General features: G+C 63.6%; 21 protein-coding genes and 1 pseudogene. 9 read left to right on the top strand and 13 right to left on the bottom strand.

Annotation, left to right across the window (positions count from 1 at the left end; translation table 11 throughout):
- Positions 1–15 precede the first annotated feature (15 nt).
- The 5 genes from CIT25_RS12090 to rsmI form a co-directional block, all read right to left on the bottom strand.
- Positions 16–1,767: a TRAP transporter large permease gene (locus CIT25_RS12090; protein WP_095484736.1), complete on the bottom strand. Its 1,752-nt coding sequence runs from the start codon at positions 1,765–1,767 to the stop codon at positions 16–18.
- Positions 1,764–2,432, bottom strand: a complete 669-nt coding sequence (locus CIT25_RS12085; protein WP_095484735.1) for a TRAP transporter small permease subunit — start codon at positions 2,430–2,432, stop codon at positions 1,764–1,766. The genes CIT25_RS12090 and CIT25_RS12085 overlap by 4 nt, the downstream gene beginning before the upstream one ends.
- Before the next feature lie 75 nt (positions 2,433–2,507).
- Positions 2,508–3,650, bottom strand: a complete 1,143-nt coding sequence (locus CIT25_RS12080; RefSeq protein ID WP_095484734.1) for a TRAP transporter substrate-binding protein — start codon at positions 3,648–3,650, stop codon at positions 2,508–2,510.
- Between the two features lie 252 nt (positions 3,651–3,902).
- On the bottom strand, positions 3,903–4,280 hold the full coding sequence (locus CIT25_RS12075) for a YraN family protein (protein WP_095484733.1): 378 nt from the start codon (positions 4,278–4,280) through the stop codon (positions 3,903–3,905).
- Complete coding sequence (gene rsmI / locus CIT25_RS12070) at positions 4,273–5,202, bottom strand: 16S rRNA (cytidine(1402)-2'-O)-methyltransferase (protein ID WP_095484732.1); 930 nt, start codon at positions 5,200–5,202, stop codon at positions 4,273–4,275. Before rsmI ends, CIT25_RS12075 begins: the two co-directional genes overlap by 8 nt.
- 167 nt (positions 5,203–5,369) lie before the next feature.
- On the opposite strand from rsmI, the gene CIT25_RS35745 reads away from it, so the two are divergent.
- Complete coding sequence (locus CIT25_RS35745) at positions 5,370–5,561, top strand: hypothetical protein (protein WP_101954466.1); 192 nt, start codon at positions 5,370–5,372, stop codon at positions 5,559–5,561.
- Positions 5,562–5,634: 73 nt separating this feature from the next.
- On the opposite strand, the pseudogene CIT25_RS37460 reads toward CIT25_RS35745, so the two are convergent.
- The 6 genes and pseudogenes from CIT25_RS37460 to rph all read right to left on the bottom strand — a co-directional run.
- Positions 5,635–5,754: pseudogene (locus CIT25_RS37460) on the bottom strand (EamA family transporter); the annotation flags it as partial.
- A gap of 132 nt (positions 5,755–5,886) precedes the next feature.
- Positions 5,887–6,210, bottom strand: coding sequence for a low molecular weight protein tyrosine phosphatase family protein (locus CIT25_RS12055; RefSeq protein ID WP_095484730.1), 324 nt, complete (start codon positions 6,208–6,210; stop codon positions 5,887–5,889).
- A gap of 68 nt (positions 6,211–6,278) precedes the next feature.
- Entirely contained in the window at positions 6,279–7,442 is a 1,164-nt protein-coding gene (gene hemW / locus CIT25_RS12050; protein WP_095484729.1) for a radical SAM family heme chaperone HemW, read from the bottom strand.
- The gene (rdgB, locus tag CIT25_RS12045; RefSeq protein WP_095484728.1) at positions 7,439–8,101 is read right to left on the bottom strand and encodes an RdgB/HAM1 family non-canonical purine NTP pyrophosphatase; all 663 of its coding nucleotides are present in this window, start codon (positions 8,099–8,101) and stop codon (positions 7,439–7,441) included. The genes hemW and rdgB overlap by 4 nt, the downstream gene beginning before the upstream one ends.
- Positions 8,101–8,511 carry a VOC family protein gene (locus CIT25_RS12040; protein WP_095484727.1) on the bottom strand — a complete coding sequence of 137 codons (411 nt, stop codon included), beginning with the start codon at positions 8,509–8,511 and terminating at the stop codon, positions 8,101–8,103. The genes rdgB and CIT25_RS12040 overlap by 1 nt, the downstream gene beginning before the upstream one ends.
- Before the next feature lie 14 nt (positions 8,512–8,525).
- The gene (gene rph / locus CIT25_RS12035) at positions 8,526–9,242 is read right to left on the bottom strand and encodes a ribonuclease PH (RefSeq protein ID WP_095484726.1); all 717 of its coding nucleotides are present in this window, start codon (positions 9,240–9,242) and stop codon (positions 8,526–8,528) included.
- Positions 9,243–9,376: 134 nt separating this feature from the next.
- Here rph and hrcA point away from each other — a divergent pair, with 134 nt between their 5' ends.
- From hrcA to CIT25_RS12010, 5 genes are all read left to right on the top strand, one after another.
- A complete protein-coding gene (gene hrcA / locus CIT25_RS12030; protein WP_095484725.1) occupies positions 9,377–10,489 on the top strand; it encodes a heat-inducible transcriptional repressor HrcA in 1,113 nt (370 codons plus the stop codon).
- Positions 10,490–10,637: 148 nt separating this feature from the next.
- Positions 10,638–10,835, top strand: a complete 198-nt coding sequence (locus CIT25_RS12025; protein ID WP_029347942.1) for a hypothetical protein — start codon at positions 10,638–10,640, stop codon at positions 10,833–10,835.
- Between the two features lie 217 nt (positions 10,836–11,052).
- Positions 11,053–11,670, top strand: coding sequence for a LysE family translocator (locus CIT25_RS12020; RefSeq protein ID WP_095484724.1), 618 nt, complete (start codon positions 11,053–11,055; stop codon positions 11,668–11,670).
- 226 nt (positions 11,671–11,896) lie between these two features.
- On the top strand, positions 11,897–12,877 hold the full coding sequence (cysK, locus tag CIT25_RS12015) for a cysteine synthase A (RefSeq protein ID WP_095484723.1): 981 nt from the start codon (positions 11,897–11,899) through the stop codon (positions 12,875–12,877).
- A 343-nt stretch (positions 12,878–13,220) separates the two neighbouring features.
- Positions 13,221–13,847, top strand: a complete 627-nt coding sequence (locus CIT25_RS12010; RefSeq protein WP_095484722.1) for a glutathione S-transferase family protein — start codon at positions 13,221–13,223, stop codon at positions 13,845–13,847.
- Between the two features lie 15 nt (positions 13,848–13,862).
- Here the strand turns inward: CIT25_RS12010 and CIT25_RS12005 are convergent, their stop codons facing one another.
- Entirely contained in the window at positions 13,863–15,119 is a 1,257-nt protein-coding gene (locus CIT25_RS12005) for an RNA polymerase sigma factor (RefSeq protein WP_095485098.1), read from the bottom strand.
- Complete coding sequence (locus CIT25_RS12000; protein ID WP_095485097.1) at positions 15,119–15,472, bottom strand: YciI family protein; 354 nt, start codon at positions 15,470–15,472, stop codon at positions 15,119–15,121. The genes CIT25_RS12005 and CIT25_RS12000 overlap by 1 nt, the downstream gene beginning before the upstream one ends.
- 259 nt (positions 15,473–15,731) lie before the next feature.
- Here CIT25_RS12000 and CIT25_RS11995 point away from each other — a divergent pair, with 259 nt between their 5' ends.
- The 3 genes from CIT25_RS11995 (at position 15,732) to CIT25_RS11985 (ending at position 19,317) form a co-directional block, all read left to right on the top strand.
- Positions 15,732–16,691 carry a TAXI family TRAP transporter solute-binding subunit gene (locus tag CIT25_RS11995; RefSeq protein ID WP_095484721.1) on the top strand — a complete coding sequence of 320 codons (960 nt, stop codon included), beginning with the start codon at positions 15,732–15,734 and terminating at the stop codon, positions 16,689–16,691.
- Positions 16,692–16,852: 161 nt separating this feature from the next.
- Entirely contained in the window at positions 16,853–18,943 is a 2,091-nt protein-coding gene (locus CIT25_RS11990; protein WP_095484720.1) for a TRAP transporter permease, read from the top strand.
- Positions 18,940–19,317, top strand: a complete 378-nt coding sequence (locus CIT25_RS11985; protein WP_095484719.1) for a DUF1850 domain-containing protein — start codon at positions 18,940–18,942, stop codon at positions 19,315–19,317. Before CIT25_RS11990 ends, CIT25_RS11985 begins: the two co-directional genes overlap by 4 nt.
- The last annotated feature ends 3 nt before the right edge of the window (positions 19,318–19,320 follow it).

Raw genomic sequence — 19,320 nt, 5'->3', positions numbered from 1 at the left:
AATGGCGGAGTCTTCTCAGCTGCCGTAAAGATAATTCGGAAGCCAGAGCGCCATGCCGGGCCAGATATACATGAGGACCATGCAGAGGATGACGATCAGCATGTAGGGCATCATCCCGGCGAATATCTGGTTGAGCGTGACATGCGGGGGCGAAACGCCCTTGAGATAGTAGGCCGACATCGCGACCGGAGGTGACAGGAACGCCGCCTGCAGATTGACGAAAACGAGAACGCCCCAGAGAACCGGATCGATGTCGAAGTGCGTCAGCATCGGTAGGAAGATCGGCACGAAGATGATGATGATCTCGGTCCATTCGAGCGGCCAGCCGAGAATGAAGATGATCGCCTGCGACAGGATCATGAATTGCACGGGCGTCAGGTCGAGCGCGAGCACCCATTGCTCGAGAAGTGCCTGGCCGCCGAGGATCGCAAAAACGGCGGAGAACAGCGCCGAGCCGACAAAGAGCCAGCAAACCATGGCTGTGGTCTTGGCCGTCAGGAACACTGCTTCCTTGATGCGCTTCCAGTCGAGCGTTCGCGCCTGTAACGCCAGCAGAAAGGCACCAGCGGCGCCGACTGCCGCGGACTCGGTCGCCGTCGTGATTCCGAACAGGATGACGCCGAGCACGACGACAGTAAGTATGGCCAGCGGCATGACCGACGAGACCAGGAGCTTTACGACCTCGAGCCGTTCGGCAGTCATGTTCCGGTAGTAACGGACGAGCACCACTGCGGCGAGTGCCGCGATGATGCCGAAGGTGGCGTAGAAGCTGGTTGCCGGCCCTGCGTCCACTGCGGGTGCGCCGAGTTCCTCCACCGCCGGAGCGCCGAGCTGCTCCAATCCCTCTGGAGCTTCGACGTCGGCCGATGCCTGCGGATGGATGACGACATACCACCACACCAGCAGGAGGGTGAGTGCTGTCAAGGCGAGGGGCACCAGCGCAGCGCAGAAATTCTTGAACAGCTCCCAATATGTGAGGCGTCCGTTCTCCGTCTCGAGCGCCATCGCCCTGGACGGCGAGAACAAGGCGGAAAGAAGTCCAACAAGCATGTTGCGCGAGTAAACTGTCTGAAGGCTCCCCATCCACGCAGGCACCGGAACCTTTGTTTGATTCTCCGGCAAAGGCGGGGCGATCTTCGGACTGATTGTCGCCCAGCCAAGAATGTAGACGAGATAGAGGAAGGCGAGGAAAAAACCGGGGAACATCGCCGCAGCGTAGAGCTTCACGACGGACTGGCCTGCAACTGCCGCATAGACGATGATCATGACTGACGGCGGGATCAGGATGCCCAGCGTGCCGCCCGCGGTGATCACGCCGGAAGCGAGCTTCACATCGTATCCGGCACGCAGCATCGGATTGAAGGCAATCACCCCCATCAAAACCACAACAGCGCCGACAAGGCCACTGGCGATGCCCCAGAAGGTGCAGACAATGAGCGTAGCGATGGCCAGCGACGCTGGTACTCGTCGGAACGAAAGCTGGATGCTGTAGAACATCTTGTCGACCAGCGCCCCGCGTTCCATCACGTATCCCATGAGCACGAAAAGCGGGATGGAGATCAGGACGTCGTTGGTCATTGCCCCATAGGTGCGCTGGACCATCAGATCGAAGACGCGGTTGTCGATCCAGTGCTCCGCAGGGTTGTAGAACGCGTAGAACCCGAAGAACATGCCAAGGCCCATCAGCGTGAAGGCTGTCGGGAAACCCATGACTATGACGACCACGATGAGCATGAGCATCGTGAGTCCGAGGGCTGGATCGCTCAACTCTGCAGGTCTCCACCCATTCCGCGCTGGCGCGCTTGCTCGTCTATCTTTTGCGCGCGCTCGATCGCGGTCTTACGCGTCTCTTCATCCACATATTCGCTGAGCGCGAGCTGTTCCTCCACGACGTCGATCTCCGCAACGTCCTTGCGCCGGCTGGGCCATTGCCCGGCCCTGAGACAGACGATGCAGCGCACTATCTCGGCCACACCCTGGAGCATCACCAAGGCGCCGGCCAACGGAATGACCGACTTGAAGTGGTAGATCGGCGGACCCTCCGCTGTCACGGTCGAATGCTCCCCGATCCGCCATGAAATCGCGGCATAGTCGTAGCCTGCATAGACGAGGGCCGCGATCCCCGGCAGGAAGAAAACCACATACAACAACAGATCGAGCGCGGCTTGGGTGCGGGGCCGCATCGAGCTGTATAGAAAGTCGCCGCGCACATGTGCATTCTGCGCCAGCGCATAGGCTCCGGCGAGCATGAACAGCGAGCCGTAGAACATGTTGCTGGCGTCGAATATCCACGCCGTGGGCATGTTCAGGATGTAGCGCTTGAAGACCTCGACGCAGACCAGCGTCATCAGCCCGATGATAAGCCACGCCGCGGCCTTGCCGACCCACGTGCTGATTGCATCGACTGTATTCAGGAAATGCTGGACGTTCATGCGCGCCCCCGGATGACGGGTACCTTGGTCAGAAGCATCACCGGGACGCTGCCCGGTGATGCCCGAACTCACGGGTCAGAACTCCTTCGCCACACCGCCCTGTCCGAAGTAGTGATCGAACGCCAGCCGGCCGACGACGGTGTCCTGCTCCCACCGCGTTGCCCGCTCGGCAAAGGCGATCTGGGAGAGGATGATTTCCTTGAAAGCCGGGTTTTCCGCCGCCTTCTTCTTCACGACCTCGTCGTAGACCTCCAATTGTTTCTTGAGGATCGCCTCCGGCGTCTTGTAGAATTTGACCTTGTCGGTCGTCTGCATCTCCACATAGTCTTTCGAATAGCGGTCGATCGCCTTCCAGTGCATGTCCTGCGAGGCTGCCTCGACCGCATTGGTGATGATGGCCTTCATCTGGTCAGGCAAGGCGTCGTATTTCGCCCGGTTGAACAAGATCTCGAACTGCTCGGCATTCTGGTGATAGCTTTGCAGCATGCAGATCTTGGAGACGTCCGGGAAGCCGAGGACCCGATCGGACGAGGCGTTGTTGAACTCGGCCGCGTCGATCAGGCCGCGATCCAGAGCCGCGACGATCTCGCCGGCCGGCAGCGCGTTGACTGCGGCACCGAGCGCGGTGAAGACGTCGATCGAGATGCCGACGGTGCGGAATTTCAGGCCCTGGAGATCCTCGGCCTTCGCCACCGGCTTCTTGAACCAGCCGAGCGGCTGCGTCGGCATCGGCCCGTAGAGGAACGAAACGACATTGGCGCCGATGGATTCGTAGAGCTTTGCGAGCAGCTCCTTGCCGCCGCCGTATTTGTGCCAGGCGAGCAGCATATTGGCATCCATGGCGAAGCCCGGACCGGAACCCCACAGCGCCAGCGCCGACTGTTTGCCATAGTGATAGACGACCACGCCGTGGCCGCCGTCGAGCGTTCCTTGCGACACCGCGTCAAGCAGGCCGAAGGCCGGCACCACGGCGCCCGCCGGCAGCACCTCGATCTTCAGGTCGCCGCCGGTCATGTCGTTGACCTTCTTGGCGAAATCGAGCGCGAATTCGTGAAAGATATCCTTGGAAGGCCATGTGCTCTGCCAGCGCATGCTGACCGGCCCCTGTGCCTTGACGACGCTCGGCGCGGCAACGATCGCCGCAGCTGCCACGGCCGCCTCGCCAAGAAACTTGCGGCGCGACGTCATATTCCGTGTCTGGATCCTTGCTTTGGTCATCGGTTCCTCCCGAAGGTGTCGGCTTTTCAAGCCCACGTCCGACAATACTACTCAAAGACGGCCCAGCAAAAATTGCAGCGCACGTCCCATTCGCCTAAACTAGTGCAGTTCCCTCTTAAGGACAGGGGCCGGTACTTTCCCAAGCAATGGGCGAATAGCAGTTACGCGCGCGACGGTAGCGCCCACACGTTCTTCCCGGCGATAAGTGTTGCGGCTACTGTTACATTCTGGCGCTGATCAATGAATCCTGAGCTAGTTTCGTCCGTAGAAAACATTCTCGACATGCACCGGCCAGCGCCAGGGCAGCACCGCCACCATGTCGAAGCGCGCCGACAATCTCCCATAGTCGGATTGGCGCGACAGCCAGAGGTCGGCTGCGCTTTCGATGCGGCGCTCCGATTCGTAGCGAACAGCCTCCATCGCTTCCATCAGCGTGCGGCGCGCCTTCACTTCGACAAACAGCACCAGATCGCCGCGGCGCGCGATCAGGTCGATCTCGCCGAACCGCGTGCGGTGGCGGCGCGCCAGTATCCGGTAGCCTTTCACCATCAATGCTGCCGCCGCCAGCCACTCGCTGCGATGGCCGCGCCGATAGGCCTGCCGGCGGCTGGCGACCGGGCGTTCAGCCATCGCCGTCTTTCCCGATCTCCCCGTTCTTCCCGGTCTCCTTGAGCTCAAGCAGTCGCCGGTAAAGCGCCTGCTTCTGGCCGCCGGTCATCTTGGCGGCTTCCGCCGCCGCCTTGGAGGCCGGCATCTCGGCGGCAAGCGAAAGCAGCAGCCGATCAATGTCTTCAGGCTCGTCGGCCGTCGCTTCCGACGGGCCGACGCAGATGACGATCTCGCCCTTCGGCGTGTCGGCTGCCTCATAGTGTTCGGCGAGCGACCGCAAGGTGCCGGTCCGCATTTCCTCGAAAGTCTTGGTCAATTCGCGGCCGATCGCAGCCTTGCGGGCGCCACCCAGCGCCTCGACCATGGCGCTGAGCGTCTCGGCCAGCCGGCGTGGCGATTCGAAGAAGATCAGCGTCGCCGGCACGGTTTTGAGCGCTTCCAGCCGCGTCAGCCGCTGTCCGGTCTTCACCGGCAGGAAGCCGGCAAACAGAAATGCGTCGGAGGGCAGGCCGGACGCCGTCAGCGCCGCCAGCGGCGCCGACGGGCCGGGGATCGGCACGACGCGAATGCCTTGGTCGAGGGCTTCGCCGACCAGCCGGTAGCCGGGATCGGAGATCAGCGGCGTGCCGGCGTCCGAGATCAGCGCCACGCTCTGCCCGGCCAGCAAGGCCGCAATCAGTTTCGGCCCGGCCTCGCCGGCATTGTGCTCGTGATAGGCAGTGGTGCGACGGCGGATGCCGTAGCGGTCGAGCAGCACACGGCTGACACGCGTGTCCTCGCAGGCGACGATATCGGCGGCGGCCAGCGTTTCAAGCGCGCGTAATGTGATGTCGGCGAGGTTGCCGATCGGCGTCGCCACCAGGTAGAGCGCCGGCGCGAGCGGCCGGGCTGATATCTCGGTCTGGCCGATTACATAGCTGCGTTTCGCCAACTCGCCGGTCACCGGTGTTCCCCGTCAGGCTCTGACACTTGAATGCATTCGGCCCTGTTTGCCACGGCTCTCGCCTGGTTGCAAAACCCGCGCCGAAGTGAAGTGGCCGCCATGCCTTTGCCATAGTACGGAACGAAACCATGCCCGACGGATTTATCCCTGATCTCGGGAGGAGCAGGATGGACAGCCTCAAGATACAGGACGCTTTCGAACCCTACTATGCAGGGCGCAAGCGCTTTGCCGCGCGAAAGGACAAGCGCCAGCCTGCCAAAGCCGGCGCGGGCCTGGCCAAAAAGCCGCGAAAGCGTCGTCCTTCAAAGGCAACCAACCTGGAAATCGAGCCTTCGACCGGTAGCACGATGGAGCACTGACCAGACGATGCCCAATCGCTTCGACATTTTCATCACCCGCCTTGAAACGAAAAGCTCCCGCAATGGAGCGCCCTCACACCCCATAAGCGATCAAAACCGTGCCCGCCGCGACAAGGGCGACGCCGAGCCGGCTCGCTCCGGTGAGGCGGACGCCGAGAAAGATCACGCCAAGCGCCGCCACAAGCACGACGCTTGACTACCGCAACCTCGCGATTGGCCGAGACACTTCTCTCTTCGTCATCCCCGGGGCAGAGCAAGGAGCGAAACGACGCGGCGCAGACCCCAAGGATGACGAAAGCGCCGGTGAAAACGCTCAGCCACATCATCAACCCAGATATTTCGAGACGCGCGCTTCCAGAAGGCGAACTAAGACCGGGTCCATAAATTCATAATCGTCCGGAATATCGAGGCAGATCACACGAGCCTTCTTCAGGCTGGCCTTGAATTTCTTCTGCAGTTTGGCGCGGTGCGCCTTTTCCATCACGAAGATGATGTCGGCCCAGGAGACGAGGTCGTGCGTCAACGGGTTGTCGGCATCATGGTTGGTACCGGCCGATGCGACCTCGATATCCCTGCGGCCGCAAAACACCTGTTCCGCGGTCGGGCTGCGCAAGCGGTTCTGGCTGCAGACGAAGAGGACGTTCTTCAACGGGTCCCATCTTCCAGTTTGAACATGATCTGGTCCGAAAACCGGATCCCACTTTTCGGGATCATGCTCTACCGCGCCAGATCCGCCACCACGGCGTCGAGCACGATCATGCCAGCCGGCGTGGCGCGCAGGCGGGCATTGCCGATCGGCGCCACCAGCCCCTCGCCCTGCAGCACCGACAGCCGCGCCGTCGACAGGCCGCGGCCGGAAAACGCTTCGTAGCGCGAGAGGTCGATACCCTCGGCCAGCCTCAGCCCCATCAGCAGGAATTCGTCGGCCTCTTCCGAGCGCGTCAGGGTCTCGCCGCCGGTGATGCCATGGCCCTTGGCATCGACCAGATTGGCCCAGGTTTCCGGCATTTTCTCCGCGATCGTCACCACGCGGCGGCCGTTCTCGACGAAGCGGCCATGAGCGCCGGGACCGACGCCGACATATTCGCCATAGCGCCAATAGGTGAGATTGTGCCGGCTCTCGGCACCTGATCTGGCGTGGTTGGAAATCTCGTAGGCCGGCAGTCCATGCGCGGCGGTGATCTCTTGCGTCAGCGCATAGAGATCGGCGGCGTGGTCGTTGTCGGGAATGGCGAATTTCCTGGCCGCATGGAGCGCGTGGAATGGCGTGCCTTCCTCGATGGTCAGCTGGTAGAGCGACAGATGGTCGGCGGCGTGGCCGATCGCCCGCTCGAGTTCGGCCTGCCACGCTTCCGGGGTCTGGCCGGGCCGCGCATAGATCAGGTCGAAGGACAGCCGCGGAAAGATTTCACGCGCCAGGCCGATCGCATGCAGCGCTTCGTCGACATTGTGCAGCCGGCCGAGGAAGCGCAAATCCTTGTCGTTCAGCGCCTGCACGCCGAGCGACACCCGGTTGACGCCTGCCGCCCGGTAGCCGCGAAAGCGCTCGGCCTCGACCGAAGAGGGGTTGGCTTCCAGCGTCACCTCGATGCCGGCAGGCACAGTCCAGTTCTTCGCCACCGCGTCCAGCACCGTCGCCACGGTTTGCGGCTTCATCAGCGATGGCGTGCCACCACCGAGAAAAATGCTGGTCACCTCGCGCGGTCCGGTCCGGTCGCGCATCGTCGCAAGCTCGGTCTCGAAGGCGCGCGCAAAACGCTCCTGGTCGACCGGCTGGTGGCGGACATGGCTGTTGAAGTCGCAATAGGGGCACTTGGCCGCGCAAAACGGCCAGTGGATGTAGACGCCGAAGCCGGGGCTACGGTCGAGCAGCATGGTCATTTCACGCCCGATCGTGCCAAATCCAGTCTGGCTTGCGCGAATTTCTGGAAGGCGCGGGCGCGGTGCGACAATGCCGTCGGCTGGCCGGGCTTCCAGCCATGTTTTTCCTCAGCGGTCATCTCGCCGAAGGTCTTTTCGAAACCGTCCGGCACGAACACCGGGTCGTAGCCAAAACCGAGTTCACCGCGCGGCGGCCATACCAGCGTGCCGTCGACCTCGCCGCGGAAATATTCGGCCGCGCCGTCTGGAAAGGCGAGGCAGATGACGGCGACGAAGCGGCCCTTGCGCTGAGCCGGCGCGACCGCGCCGATTTCCTGCAACGCCACTTCCGCTCGCTGCATCGCCATGCCGAAGTCGCGGGACCCGTCCGGCGCCTCGGCCCAGTTGGCGGTGTAGACGCCGGGCGCTCCGCCCAGCGCATCGACACATAGGCCGGAATCGTCCGACAATGCCGGCAGGCCTGTCGCCTTGGCGGCGGCTAAAGCCTTGATTAAGGCGTTCTCCTCGAAGGTGATGCCGGTCTCGTCCGGCTCCGGCAGGCCGTATTCCTTGGCCGACTTCGCTTCTATGCCGAATGGCGCCATCAGATCGGCGAATTCCCGCAGCTTGCCGGCATTGTGGCTGGCGACGACGATCTTATGTCCATCAAGCGAATGCATCAGATGCCCCAGATTCTTGGCTCGGCGAATTCGATCGAATTGCCGGAGGGGTCGCGAATATAGATCGACCGGCCGCCCTGCGGCCATTCGAACTCGCTTTCGATGGCGATTTTCTTCTGCTCGAGATGCGCTTTCCAGCGCACTATCTCGTCCGCGCTTGCGGCAAAGCAGAGATGGCCGTCGCCGACCGTGCCGTGCGGCGGCACTTTCAGCCTGGCGTCGGGCGCCGGCGGCACCTTGGTCGCCTCCGCGTTGAAGATGAGCAGCACGCCGTCCCCGCAACGGAAGAAAAGATGCCTGCCGTCGACCTTGCCCAGCAGATCGAGCCCAAGCACGCCGGAATAGAAGTCTTCCGCGGCATCGAGGTCGGTCACATAGAGGGCTGATTCGAGGATGGCGGTAGGAATCATGACAGAACCGAAAATTAACCTACAGCCATCTGCTGTAGGCTGACCAGTCGCGCAATGCCCTTCTTGGCCAGTTCCATCAGCGCCGTGAACTGCTCTTCAGAGAAAGGCTCACCCTCGGCCGTGCCCTGGATCTCGACGATGCCGCCCTTGCCGGTCATGACGAAGTTGGCGTCGGTGCCGGCCGAGGAATCCTCGAGATAGTCGAGGTCGATGACCGGCTGACCGTCATGGATGCCGCAGGAGATCGCCGCGACATGGTCTTTCAGCACCTTGGCGACGCTGGCCATCTGTCGAGCTTCCATCCAGCGCAGGCAGTCGTAGAGCGCCACCCAGCCGCCGGTGATCGAAGCGGTGCGCGTGCCGCCATCGGCCTGGATCACGTCGCAGTCGACGGTGATCTGCTGCTCGCCGAGCGCCTGCAGATCAACCACGGCGCGCAGCGAACGGCCGATCAGCCTCTGGATTTCCAGCGTGCGGCCGCCTTGCTTGCCGGACGAAGCTTCGCGGCGCATGCGTTCGCCGGTCGAGCGCGGCAGCATGCCGTATTCCGCCGTCACCCAGCCCTTGCCGGAATTGCGCATCCAGCCCGGCACCTTTTCCTCGAGGCTGGCCGTGCACAGCACATGTGTGTCGCCGAATTTCACCAGGCACGAACCTTCCGCGTGCTTGGAAACGCCACGCTCGAAGGAGATGGCGCGCATTTCGTCGAATTGGCGTTTGGAAGGGCGCATTCAGGCTTTTTTCCTATCTTTTTCGGAATCGTGGCCGGCTTGTAGCCGCATGGAGCGCAGGGCGCAAAGGAAAATGGCTGGTTGCGCGGGCACCGCCGAAGTCTATATCTTTGGGCCGGAGGTATTTGGCTCGAATGACCAAGGCAGTCGATCCCAGTTCCCAGTCGCCCGTGCTTCAGTCGCCCGCATTTCAATCGCCGGCGTTTCAATCGCTCGACATGCGCTCGCGCGACATCTTTCGGCGCATCGTCGATTCCTACCTGAAGGACGGCGAGCCCGTCGGCTCACGCAGCCTGTCGCGGATTCTGCCGTCTTCGCTGTCGCCCGCAACCATCCGCAACGTGATGAGCGATCTCGAGCATCTCGGACTGATCTACGCGCCGCATATCTCGGCCGGCCGGCTGCCGACCCAGGCCGGCCTGCGCTTCTTCGTCGATGCGTTCATGGAGCTTGGCGACCTCTCCGATGAGGAGCGCCGCACCATCGAGGCACAGGTGCGCGCCTCCGGCTCGGGCGCGACGCTGGAGCATATGCTTACCGAAGCCAGCCAGATGCTGTCCGGCATGTCGCGCGGCGCCGGCCTCGTGCTTGCCGCCAAGAACGAGGTGGCGCTGAAGCACATCGAGTTCATCCAGCTCGAGCCGACCAAGGCGCTGGCCGTTCTGGTATCGCAGAACGGCGACGTCGAAAACCGCGTCGTCGATCTGCCCGCCGGCATCACCGTTTCGCAATTGCATGAAGCCTCGAACTTCCTCAACGCCCACATCCGCGGCCGCACGCTGGCCGAGGCGCGGATCGAGATCGCCCGCATCAAGGAAGAAACCAGGGCCGCCCTCGACACGCTGTCGCAGGACTTGGTCGAAAAGGGCCTGGCGGTCTGGGCAGGCGCCGACAGCGGCCTGCCGGCGCGTCTCATCGTGCGCGGCCGCGCCAATCTGCTGGAAAACGTCACGGCCCAGGCCGACATCGAGTTGTTGCGGCACTTGTTCGAGGATCTGGAGACGCAGGACGGGCTGATCCAGCTTCTCGATCTTGCCGAGGAAGGGTCCGGCGTGCGCATCTTCATCGGCTCGGAAAACAAGCTGTTTTCGCTGTCGGGCTCGTCGCTGGTCGTGGCGCCCTATCGCGACAAGGATGCCCGCGTCATCGGCGCGCTCGGCGTCATCGGCCCGACTCGGCTGAACTACGCACGCATCGTGCCGATGGTCGACTATACCGCGCAGCTTATTTCCCGCATGCTGCGATAATGCATGTCGCCCAAAAGCCTGCCCTCGGGCTTGACCTGTGATGCGCAAGCGGTTTTGGGATAATGACATGCATAAAAACAAGAAAGCAAAGCGCGTCGCAGGAACCCTTCAAACGCGACGCGCTTAGGCCGGACCTAAGGAGAAAAAAATGGCGCTGGAATCGTTCAAGGCCCAGATCAGCCTGTTGCTCGAGCAGATGATCAACCAGCCCGAGGATCAGCATGAAGTGCAGGAGCAGCTACGCGAAAAGCTGAGGGAAATGCGCGCCATGGGCCTGCCGCTGCCGGCCGATCTCGTCGCGCTGGAAAAGCGCCTCGACGACGATTTTTACGCAGCCGGAAACTGAGTTCCGAAAACCGATCGATTCCGCTTCAACTCTCCGTGTGCGCGTCATGCGCGTCACCTACGGCAAAAGTCCGTCCTGATCGGCGAGTTCGCCCGGCCGGTAGTTCTGGTGCAATCGAATCCGGGCCTCAGGGAGTACACGCCTGCCAGCCTTTGTGCGACAAGGCGCAGTCTTAAAAGTCGATTCCGTTTTGGGGTCATGCGCTAAGGCCGAAATCATGACCCTCACCGGATTCCTCGCCTACAGCGCGGCCCTCGGCATCGCCGCCGCCATTCCTGGCCCAGGTCTCACCGCGCTTATTGCGCGTGCGCTTGGTTCCGGCTTTCGCTCGGCGCTCGCCATGTCTTTCGGGCTGATGCTCGGCGATCTCACCTATCTCACCGCCGTGGTGCTCGGCCTGGCCCTCGTCGCTCAGACCTTCGGCATGGCCTTCCTGGTAATCAAATGGCTGGGCGTCGCCTATCTCGCTTTCCTTGGCTGGCGCTTCTGGACGAGCGGCATCACGCCCGAAACGGTGGAGGCGAAGAAAGGCAGGGGCGGGCTGGTGTCGAGCTTTATTGCCGGCCTCGCCGTCACGCTCGGCAATCCGAAGACGATGATCTTCTATCTCGCCATCACGCCGACCATCGTCGATCTGAAGACCATCACGCTCGCCGATTACGGCATCCTCGTCGCGCTGACGCTCTTCGTGCTGCTGGTGGTGCTGGTGCCCTATCTGGCGCTGGCGGCCAAGGCGCGCGGGCTCCTGAAGTCGCCGCGTGCGCTGCGGGTGCTGAACCGCACCGCCGCCGGTTTCATGGTCGGAGCAGCGGCTGCGATCGCCGCCCGGCAATAGGCATCTCGCGGTCGAGCCATTCCTAAACAGGACACCGCCTGAAATGCTTTTCCAGGCCGAAGCTGTTTTCAGCATGCGTCCCACTCGGATATTTTCAACCGACAGACTATCTTGCGCGGCGGATGGCCCTATCTTATGCCCGCCTGACACTAGCCTGACTGACTCTGGCCAACCTGACTCTGGCCGATCTGACCTCTGGCCCATCTGAACTCGGGGAGCGAAACCAATGAACAAGCCCGCCACCACCGCGCATGTGCCCGGCCGCGGCCGCATCTACAATTCGATCACCGAAACGATCGGCGACACCCCGCTGGTGCGGCTCGACAAGTTCGCCAATGAAAAGGGCGTCGTCGCCAATCTGCTGGCCAAGCTCGAATTCTTCAACCCGATCGGCTCGGTCAAGGACCGCATCGGCGTCTCGATGATCGAGGCGCTGGAGGCATCGGGCAGGATTGCGCCCGGCAGGACCACGCTGATTGAGCCGACCTCGGGCAACACCGGCATCGCGCTCGCCTTCGCCGCCGCCGCCAAGGGCTACAAGCTGATCCTGACCATGCCGGAGACCATGTCGGTCGAACGCAGGAAAATGCTGGCGCTGCTCGGTGCCGAACTGGTGCTGACCGAAGGGCCGAAAGGTATGAAGGGCGCCATCGCCAAGGCCGACGAGCTGGCCGCGACGCTGCCGGACGCCATCATTCCGCAGCAGTTCGAAAATCCGGCCAATCCGGAAATCCACCGCCGCACCACGGCCGAGGAAATCTGGAATGACACCCAAGGCGAGGTCGACATCTTCGTCGCCGGCATCGGCACCGGCGGCACCATCACCGGCGTCGGTCAGGTGCTGAAGCAGCGTAAGCCCTCCGTGCATGTCGTCGCCGTCGAGCCGGAAGCCTCGCCGGTGCTGTCGGGCGGCCAGCCCGGCCCGCACAAGATCCAGGGCATCGGCGCCGGCTTCGCGCCGAAGATCCTCGACACGACGATCTATGACGAGATCGTCAAGGTCTCCAACGAGGATTCGGTCGCCAATGCCCGACTCGTCGCCCGCCTCGAAGGCGTGCCGGTCGGCATCTCTTCGGGCGCCGCCCTGCAGGCGGCGATCGTCGTTGGCTCTCGGCCGGAGAACAAGGGCAAGAACCTGGTGGTCGTTATTCCATCCTTCGCCGAACGCTATCTGTCGACGATCCTGTTCGAAGGGCTGGGTGCTTAGGTCCTCGACACGGGAATTCCGATAGATTCGTAGCGATCCTTCACGCCCCCCTCTGCCCTGCCGGGCATCTCCCCACTTGGGGGAGATTGGCAGCTTCAGCGCGCAGCTCACTCCTGCAACGTTGGCGGTTGGCGAAAGTCGGAATGATGGCCGATCTCCTCCCGTGTGGGGGAGATGTCCGGCAGGACAGAGGGGGGCGCTGTCCCGCCGGCATCAAAAGTTCCGCGGCGACACTTCGGTCTGGACCGCTGAAAAAACACCTGTGGCGGCCGCCGCTCGCTTGAGTAAAGTTGCGCTTCCGGTCAGATCGTCGCCGGCCTTGCATCGGCTGGCGGAGGATTTCATGTACAAGCTCTATACCCGTGCCAACACTGGCGGCTTTGTCGTCGAGGCGGCGCTCGCTTTGGCGGGTGTGCCTTTCGACCAGGTCGACGTTCCGAAATCGACCTCGCCCGATCAGGCCTTTCTCGACATCAGCCCCTTGAACCAGGTGCCGATCCTGGTCTTGCCGGACGGAAGCTCGATGACCGAGTCGGCGGCGATCTGCATCCTGCTTGCCGAACGCCACCCGGAAGCAGCTCTGGCGCCGGCAGCGAACTCGCCCGCCCGCGCCGATTTCCTGCGCTGGATGACCTTCATGTCGTCGGTCATCTATCAGGCTGACCTGCGGTTCTTCTACGCTCATCGCTACACCGCCGATCCCGGCGGCGTGGACGCCGTCAAGCAGGCGGCGATCTCGGAAATGGATCGCGGCTTGGCCATTCTCGATGCTGCCCTCGAAGGCCGTGACTGGCTGGTCGGCAACCGGCTCTCGCTGGCCGACATCTATCTTATCATGCTGGTGGCCTGGCATCCCGAGATTGAAAAGGTCCCCAGCGCCTGGCCGAACATCGAACGCCTGTGGGCCAAGTTGCGGGAGCATCAGGTGATGAGGACGCTGAACGCCTCCCACGCCATGTGGCCGGCCTGAACGGATCGTGTTGCGTCAGTCTTTTTCCGCGCGGCTGAGCCCAGCCCGTCGTTCCTGCAGGAACCGGCGCACGGCAGGATCGCGTTCGAGGCCGATCGCCCGGTCATAGGCCTCAGTCGCTTCCCGAGTTTTGCCGAGCCTGGCCAGGAGGCCCGCGCGGGCGGCCCAATAAGGCTGATAATCATGCAGCCGCTTGTCATCGCCAAGCTCATCAAGTGCGCTCAATCCCGCCGCGGCGCCGTCGGCCTCGGCAATGGCCACCGCGCGGTTGATCGATACCACCGGCGAGCCGGCAATCACCGACAGCGCATCATAGAGCTGTTTGATCGCGGCCCAGTCGGTCCGGCCGGTCAGCCGCCTTGTCGTATGGGCAGATTGCACGGCCGCCTCAAGTTGGTAGCGACCGACAACGCCCTTGGTCGCGGCGCGCCTCAGCAATGTCTCTGCTTCGTCGATCAAGGCGTGGTCCCACAGCGCAAGCTCCTGCTCGGCCAATGGCACATAGTCGCCGGCGGCGTTGCGCCGCGCCGCACGCCGCGCCTCGGCAAACAGCATCAGCGCCAGCAGGCCGAGCGCTTCCGGCTCATCCGGCATCAGCGACGCTACCAGACGGCCGAGCCAGATGCCTTCGGTCGCGAGATTGCGGCGCCGGGTTTCGGTGCCGGCCGGGTCGGACCAGCCCTCGGCGAACGCGGTGTAGATCGCTTCCAGCACCGCATCCAGCCGCTCGCCGAGCTCGGTTCTTTCAGGCACCCGGAACGGAATGCCGGTCTCGCGGATGCGGTTTTTGGCGCGTACCAGGCGCTGGCCCATCGTTGCCGGCGACACCAGGAAGGCCGAGGCGATCGTCGCCGCGTCGAAGCCCAGAATGGTCTGCAGGATCAGCGGCGCTCGCACGCCCGCCTCGATTGCCGGATGGGCGCAGGCAAACATCAGCCGCAGCCGCTCGTCGGGCAGATCTTCGTCGGTCATGCGGGCCTCCATCTCCTCCGCGATCAGCCGGAGGTCGTCGCGGGCGGCCTCGCCGGTCAGCCGCCGCCGCACGGCATCGACGCGACGTCGGCGCGCCACCGCAAGCAGCCAAGCTTCCGGCCGGCGCGGCACGCCAGCCTTCGGCCATCGTTCGAGTGCCGCTGCGAAGGCATCGGCCAGCGCATCCTCGGCGCCGGCGACGTCGCGTGTGCGGGCGGCGAGGAAGGCGACCAGCTTGCCGTAGCTTTGCCGGGCGGCCGCTTCCGCCGCCGCCCGCGCGATGTCGGGCCGTTCCGATATCACATTGTCTGTTCCCAGATCGGCCGCACCTCGACCGTGCCGGTGCTGGCACCCGGGCAGCGCGCCGCCCAGGCAATCGCGGCATCGGCATCCTCGGCCTCGATCATGTAGAAGCCTGCGAGCTGTTCCTTGGTGTCGGCATACGGGCCGTCGAGCACGTTGGTCTTGCCATTGGCCATCCGCACCGAGGTCGCGGCCTGGGTCGGTTTCAGCCGGTCGCCGGCCAACCAGGCGCCGGACTTCTTCAACGCCTCGGTATAGGCGCCATAGGCTGCGCTGATCTCGTAGGTCTTGTCCGTCGGCGCGGCCGCCATCGCAGCTTCGTTCACGTAGATCAAAAGCATGTATCGCATGGTCTTCTCTCCCATGTTCACAGGGCCGCATCATTGCGAGCCGGACGTATGTCGCGCGGCCCGGCCCGATTTCGACAGGCGTCGGAAAATCTTTCGGCTCCGATGGCGTTTTACGCAAGCGGCCATGCGTTGCGGCATCACTCAGCCGTTCGTCTAATGGATACTATTGCGGGTTGGCATTTCCCGCCCGCTGTCTAAACTCGCCTCGGCTCGTGCTGGGAGGGTGGCACGGCCGCTGATATTTCAGGGAGGAAATCGCATGCTCAATTTCAGGACGAAGTTTGTTGCCGCCGGCGCGCTGGCGCTGTCGCTGGGCCTTGGCGCGGTGTCGGCCAAGGCGCAGGAATTCATCAACGTGCTGACCGGCGGCACCTCGGGCGTCTACTATCCGCTCGGCGTCGCGCTGTCGGAAATCTACGGCAAGGGCATCGAAGGTGCCCGCACCCAGGTCCAGGCGACGAAAGCTTCGGTCGAGAACCTCAATTTGTTGCAGCAGGGCAAGGGCGAGATCGCCTTCGCGCTCGGCGATTCCGTCAAGCTGGCCGCCGAGGGCAATACCGAAGCCGGCTATCCGGGCAAGCTCGACAAGCTGCGCGGCATCGCCGCCATCTATCCCAACTACATCCAGATCGTTGCCAGTAAGGAGTCCGGCATCAAGACGCTCGCCGACCTCAAGGGCAAAAGCCTGTCGGTCGGCGCGCCGGCCTCCGGCACCGAGCTCAACGCCCGCGCCATCTTCGCCGCCGCCGGGCTGAAATACGAGGATCTCGGACGGGTCGAGTATCTGCCCTTCGCCGAATCGGTCGAGCTGATCAAGAACCGCCAGCTCGACGCCACGCTGCAATCGGCCGGCCTCGGCGTCGCCTCGATCCGCGACCTCGCCACCTCGGTGCCGATCAACGTCGTTGCCGTGCCGGCGCAGGATGTCGCCAAGATCGGCTCGCCCTATCTTTCGGTGACCATTCCTAAGGGCACCTATGAGGGCCAGACCGAGGATGTTGCGACCGCCGCCGTCGGCAACTTCCTCATCACAAGCGCCGACGTCTCCGACGAGACCGCCTATCAGATGACCAAGCTGCTGTTTGAAAATCTCGACCAGCTCACTGCTGCCCATGCCGCCGCCAAGGCGATCGACCCGGCCAAGGCGCTCGACGGCATGCCGGTGCCGCTGCATCCAGGCGCCGAGAGGTATTACAAGGAGAAGGGGCTGGTGAAGTAAGGGCGCTCCCTCCCCCTTGAGGGGAGGGTGCCGAGCGAAGCGAGGCGGGTGGGGTCGGTTCAGGCCGCGCACTGCCGCAACGACCCCACCCGTCCATCCGCCGTCGGCGGCTATCCACCCTCCCCTCAAGGGGGAGGGGAGCGCCTGCCAGGAACCCGCCAATGACCGATACCCCGACCATTCTCTCCCCCACCGCCGAAGCTCCGGTCGAAGGGCTGCCGCCGGGTTTCGGCGAAGGCATCGCCGGCAAGGCCGCCTTTCTCATCGCCGTCGCCTTTTCCATCTTCCAGATCTACATCGCCGCTTATGGCAGCCTGCCGAGCCAGGTGGTGCGCGCCATGCATGTCGGCTTCTTGCTGCTGCTCGGCTTTGGCCTGATCGCCAATCTGCGCGCCACAAGCATCCCGGCGAAAGCAGCGTTCTGGGCACTCGGCGTGCTCGGCTTCGCCACCGGCCTGTATAATTGGGTGTTCTATGCCGACCTCATCCGCCGCTCCGGCTTCCTCACCACGCCGGACCTGATCGTCGGCACGGTGCTGGTCGTGCTGGTCTTCGAGGCCGCGCGGCGGTTGATGGGGCTGCCGCTTGCCCTGATCGCCTTGATCTTCCTCGCTTACGCATTTGCCGGCAATCACCTACCGTCGCCCTTCATCCATCGCGGCTATGATTTCGCCCAGCTCGTCGACACCTTCGCCTTTGGCACGGAAGGCATATACGGCACGCCGGTCTACGTCTCGGCCGCCTACATCTTCATCTTCGTCGTCTTCGCCGCCTTTCTCGAACGCGCCGGCATGATCGCGCTGTTCAACGATTTCGCCCTTGGCCTGGTCGGCTCGTGGCGCGGCGGCCCGGCCCAGGTCTGCGTCCTGTCATCGGCGCTGATGGGCACCATTTCCGGCTCCGGCGTCGCCAACGTGGTGGCCAGCGGCCAGTTCACCATCCCGCTTATGAAGCGCTTCGGCTTCCGCCCGGCTTTCGCCGGCGCCGTCGAGGCGACCTCCTCGATGGGCGGCCAGATCATGCCGCCGGTGATGGGCGCGGTCGCCTTCATCATGGCCGAGACGCTGAACATCCCCTATGCCGAAGTGGTCAAGGCGGCGATCATCCCGGCACTGCTCTATTTCGGCGCCTGTTTCTGGCAGGTGCATCTGGAAGCCGGCAAGGCTGACCTGCACGGCATGGCCAAAGCGGATCTGCCCAATCCGTGGGACGCGGTGAGAAGACACTGGCCGCTGGTTCTGCCGCTTGCCGCGCTCATCTATCTGCTGTTTGCCGGCTATACGCCGATCTTCGCCGGCACCATGGGGCTGGCGCTGACCATCGTGCTCATCCTCGGCACGCCGCTGGCGGCGTTGATCGGGCCGCTTGCCTTCCGCATTGTCTTCTGGCTGGCGCTGGGGCTTGCCGCCGCCTCTTTCATGAAGTTCGGCGTCAACATCCTCAGCCTTGTGATCGCGGCGCTCGTCATCGCTTGCTTCACCTTCAGGGGCGGACGCGAGACGTTGCAGATATGCATAGACTCGCTTGCCGAGGGAGCAAAGAACGCGCTGCCGGTCGGCATCGCCTGCGCCATTGTCGGCATCGTCATCGGCACGCTGACGCTCACCGGCATCGCCTCGACCTTCATCGGCTGGATCATCTCCATCGGCGAGAACAACCTGTTCCTGTCGCTGCTGCTGACCATGCTGACCTGCCTGGTGCTCGGCATGGGCATCCCGACCATCCCCAATTACATCATCACCTCGTCGCTGGCCGGGCCGGCCCTGTTGGCGCTCGACGTGCCGCTGCTGGTCAGCCATATGTTCGTCTTCTATTTCGGCATCATGGCCGACCTCACCCCGCCGGTGGCGCTGGCCGCTTTCGCCGCCGCGCCAATGGCCAAGGAGAGCGGCCTCAAGATCGGCATCCAAGCCACCAAGCTTGCCGTCGCCGGCTTCGTCGTGCCGTTCATGGCGGTCTACACCCCGGCGCTGATGTTGCAGGACGCCGGTCCGATCGCCGCCCAGTTCGGCTATCCCGTCGAGGTCGCCTATATCGTCGCCAAGGCCTGCATGGGCATCGTCCTGTGGGGCGCGGCCGCTGTCGGGTTCCTCATCAGGCGCATGGCTTGGTGGGAACGTCTCGTCGCCTTCTGCGCAGGCGCGCTGCTGGTTGCCGCGCTGCCGCTCACCGACGAGGCCGGCTGGGCGCTCTCTCTTATCTGGATCGGCTGGCACTGCTGGCGTGCACGGCAGGCGTCCGGGACCGCATGAGCCTCTGTATCCTGGCCGCCGGTAAGACGATGACGCTCACTGTGGCCGCTTTCACGCTTTCCTGGACGCATTCGGTGGAAAAGACGCATTGGCAGGAGGACTGGAAGGTGCTGCCTTCCGGCCTGCAAATCGTCGAGGCACGGATCAAGGGCTCGGGCGCCGGCATGGAGCCGCCCGAGGGCGCGGTGCTGCGGGACGGCTGGTGGGCCTACACGCCCCCGATCAAGCCACAGCCGCGCCTCGTGCTCGCCGCATCCGGCGCCACCGGCGAAGGCTGGACACTGTGCACGGTTGAAGACTGCCGCGAACTGGGCAAGGCGGCAGGCGGCACGATCGTGCTGGAACCGTGCGAGGGTTCGAGCCAGCCGCGATAGCGC

The sequence above is a fragment of the Mesorhizobium mediterraneum genome (assembly GCF_002284565.1).
GTDB lineage: Bacteria > Pseudomonadota > Alphaproteobacteria > Rhizobiales > Rhizobiaceae > Mesorhizobium > Mesorhizobium mediterraneum.
The sequence above is the reverse complement of the archived record's forward strand: the minus strand, read 5'-3'. Positions and strand labels throughout refer to the sequence as shown.

Coding starts and splice junctions, on each gene's coding strand:
- CIT25_RS11995 (WP_095484721.1), top strand. CDS start 15,732: ATGCTCAATTTCAGGACGAAGTTTGTTGCCGCCGGCGCGCTGGCGCTG.
- rdgB (WP_095484728.1), bottom strand. CDS start 8,101: ATGCATTCGCTTGATGGACATAAGATCGTCGTCGCCAGCCACAATGCC.
- hrcA (WP_095484725.1), top strand. CDS start 9,377: ATGACCAAGGCAGTCGATCCCAGTTCCCAGTCGCCCGTGCTTCAGTCG.
- CIT25_RS12020 (WP_095484724.1), top strand. CDS start 11,053: ATGACCCTCACCGGATTCCTCGCCTACAGCGCGGCCCTCGGCATCGCC.
- CIT25_RS12085 (WP_095484735.1), bottom strand. CDS start 2,432: ATGAACGTCCAGCATTTCCTGAATACAGTCGATGCAATCAGCACGTGG.
- CIT25_RS12000 (WP_095485097.1), bottom strand. CDS start 15,472: ATGCGATACATGCTTTTGATCTACGTGAACGAAGCTGCGATGGCGGCC.
- CIT25_RS12080 (WP_095484734.1), bottom strand. CDS start 3,650: ATGACCAAAGCAAGGATCCAGACACGGAATATGACGTCGCGCCGCAAG.
- rph (WP_095484726.1), bottom strand. CDS start 9,242: ATGCGCCCTTCCAAACGCCAATTCGACGAAATGCGCGCCATCTCCTTC.
- CIT25_RS12025 (WP_029347942.1), top strand. CDS start 10,638: ATGGCGCTGGAATCGTTCAAGGCCCAGATCAGCCTGTTGCTCGAGCAG.
- CIT25_RS11985 (WP_095484719.1), top strand. CDS start 18,940: ATGAGCCTCTGTATCCTGGCCGCCGGTAAGACGATGACGCTCACTGTG.
- CIT25_RS11990 (WP_095484720.1), top strand. CDS start 16,853: ATGACCGATACCCCGACCATTCTCTCCCCCACCGCCGAAGCTCCGGTC.
- CIT25_RS12010 (WP_095484722.1), top strand. CDS start 13,221: ATGTACAAGCTCTATACCCGTGCCAACACTGGCGGCTTTGTCGTCGAG.
- hemW (WP_095484729.1), bottom strand. CDS start 7,442: ATGACCATGCTGCTCGACCGTAGCCCCGGCTTCGGCGTCTACATCCAC.
- CIT25_RS12075 (WP_095484733.1), bottom strand. CDS start 4,280: ATGGCTGAACGCCCGGTCGCCAGCCGCCGGCAGGCCTATCGGCGCGGC.
- CIT25_RS12040 (WP_095484727.1), bottom strand. CDS start 8,511: ATGATTCCTACCGCCATCCTCGAATCAGCCCTCTATGTGACCGACCTC.
- CIT25_RS35745 (WP_101954466.1), top strand. CDS start 5,370: ATGGACAGCCTCAAGATACAGGACGCTTTCGAACCCTACTATGCAGGG.
- cysK (WP_095484723.1), top strand. CDS start 11,897: ATGAACAAGCCCGCCACCACCGCGCATGTGCCCGGCCGCGGCCGCATC.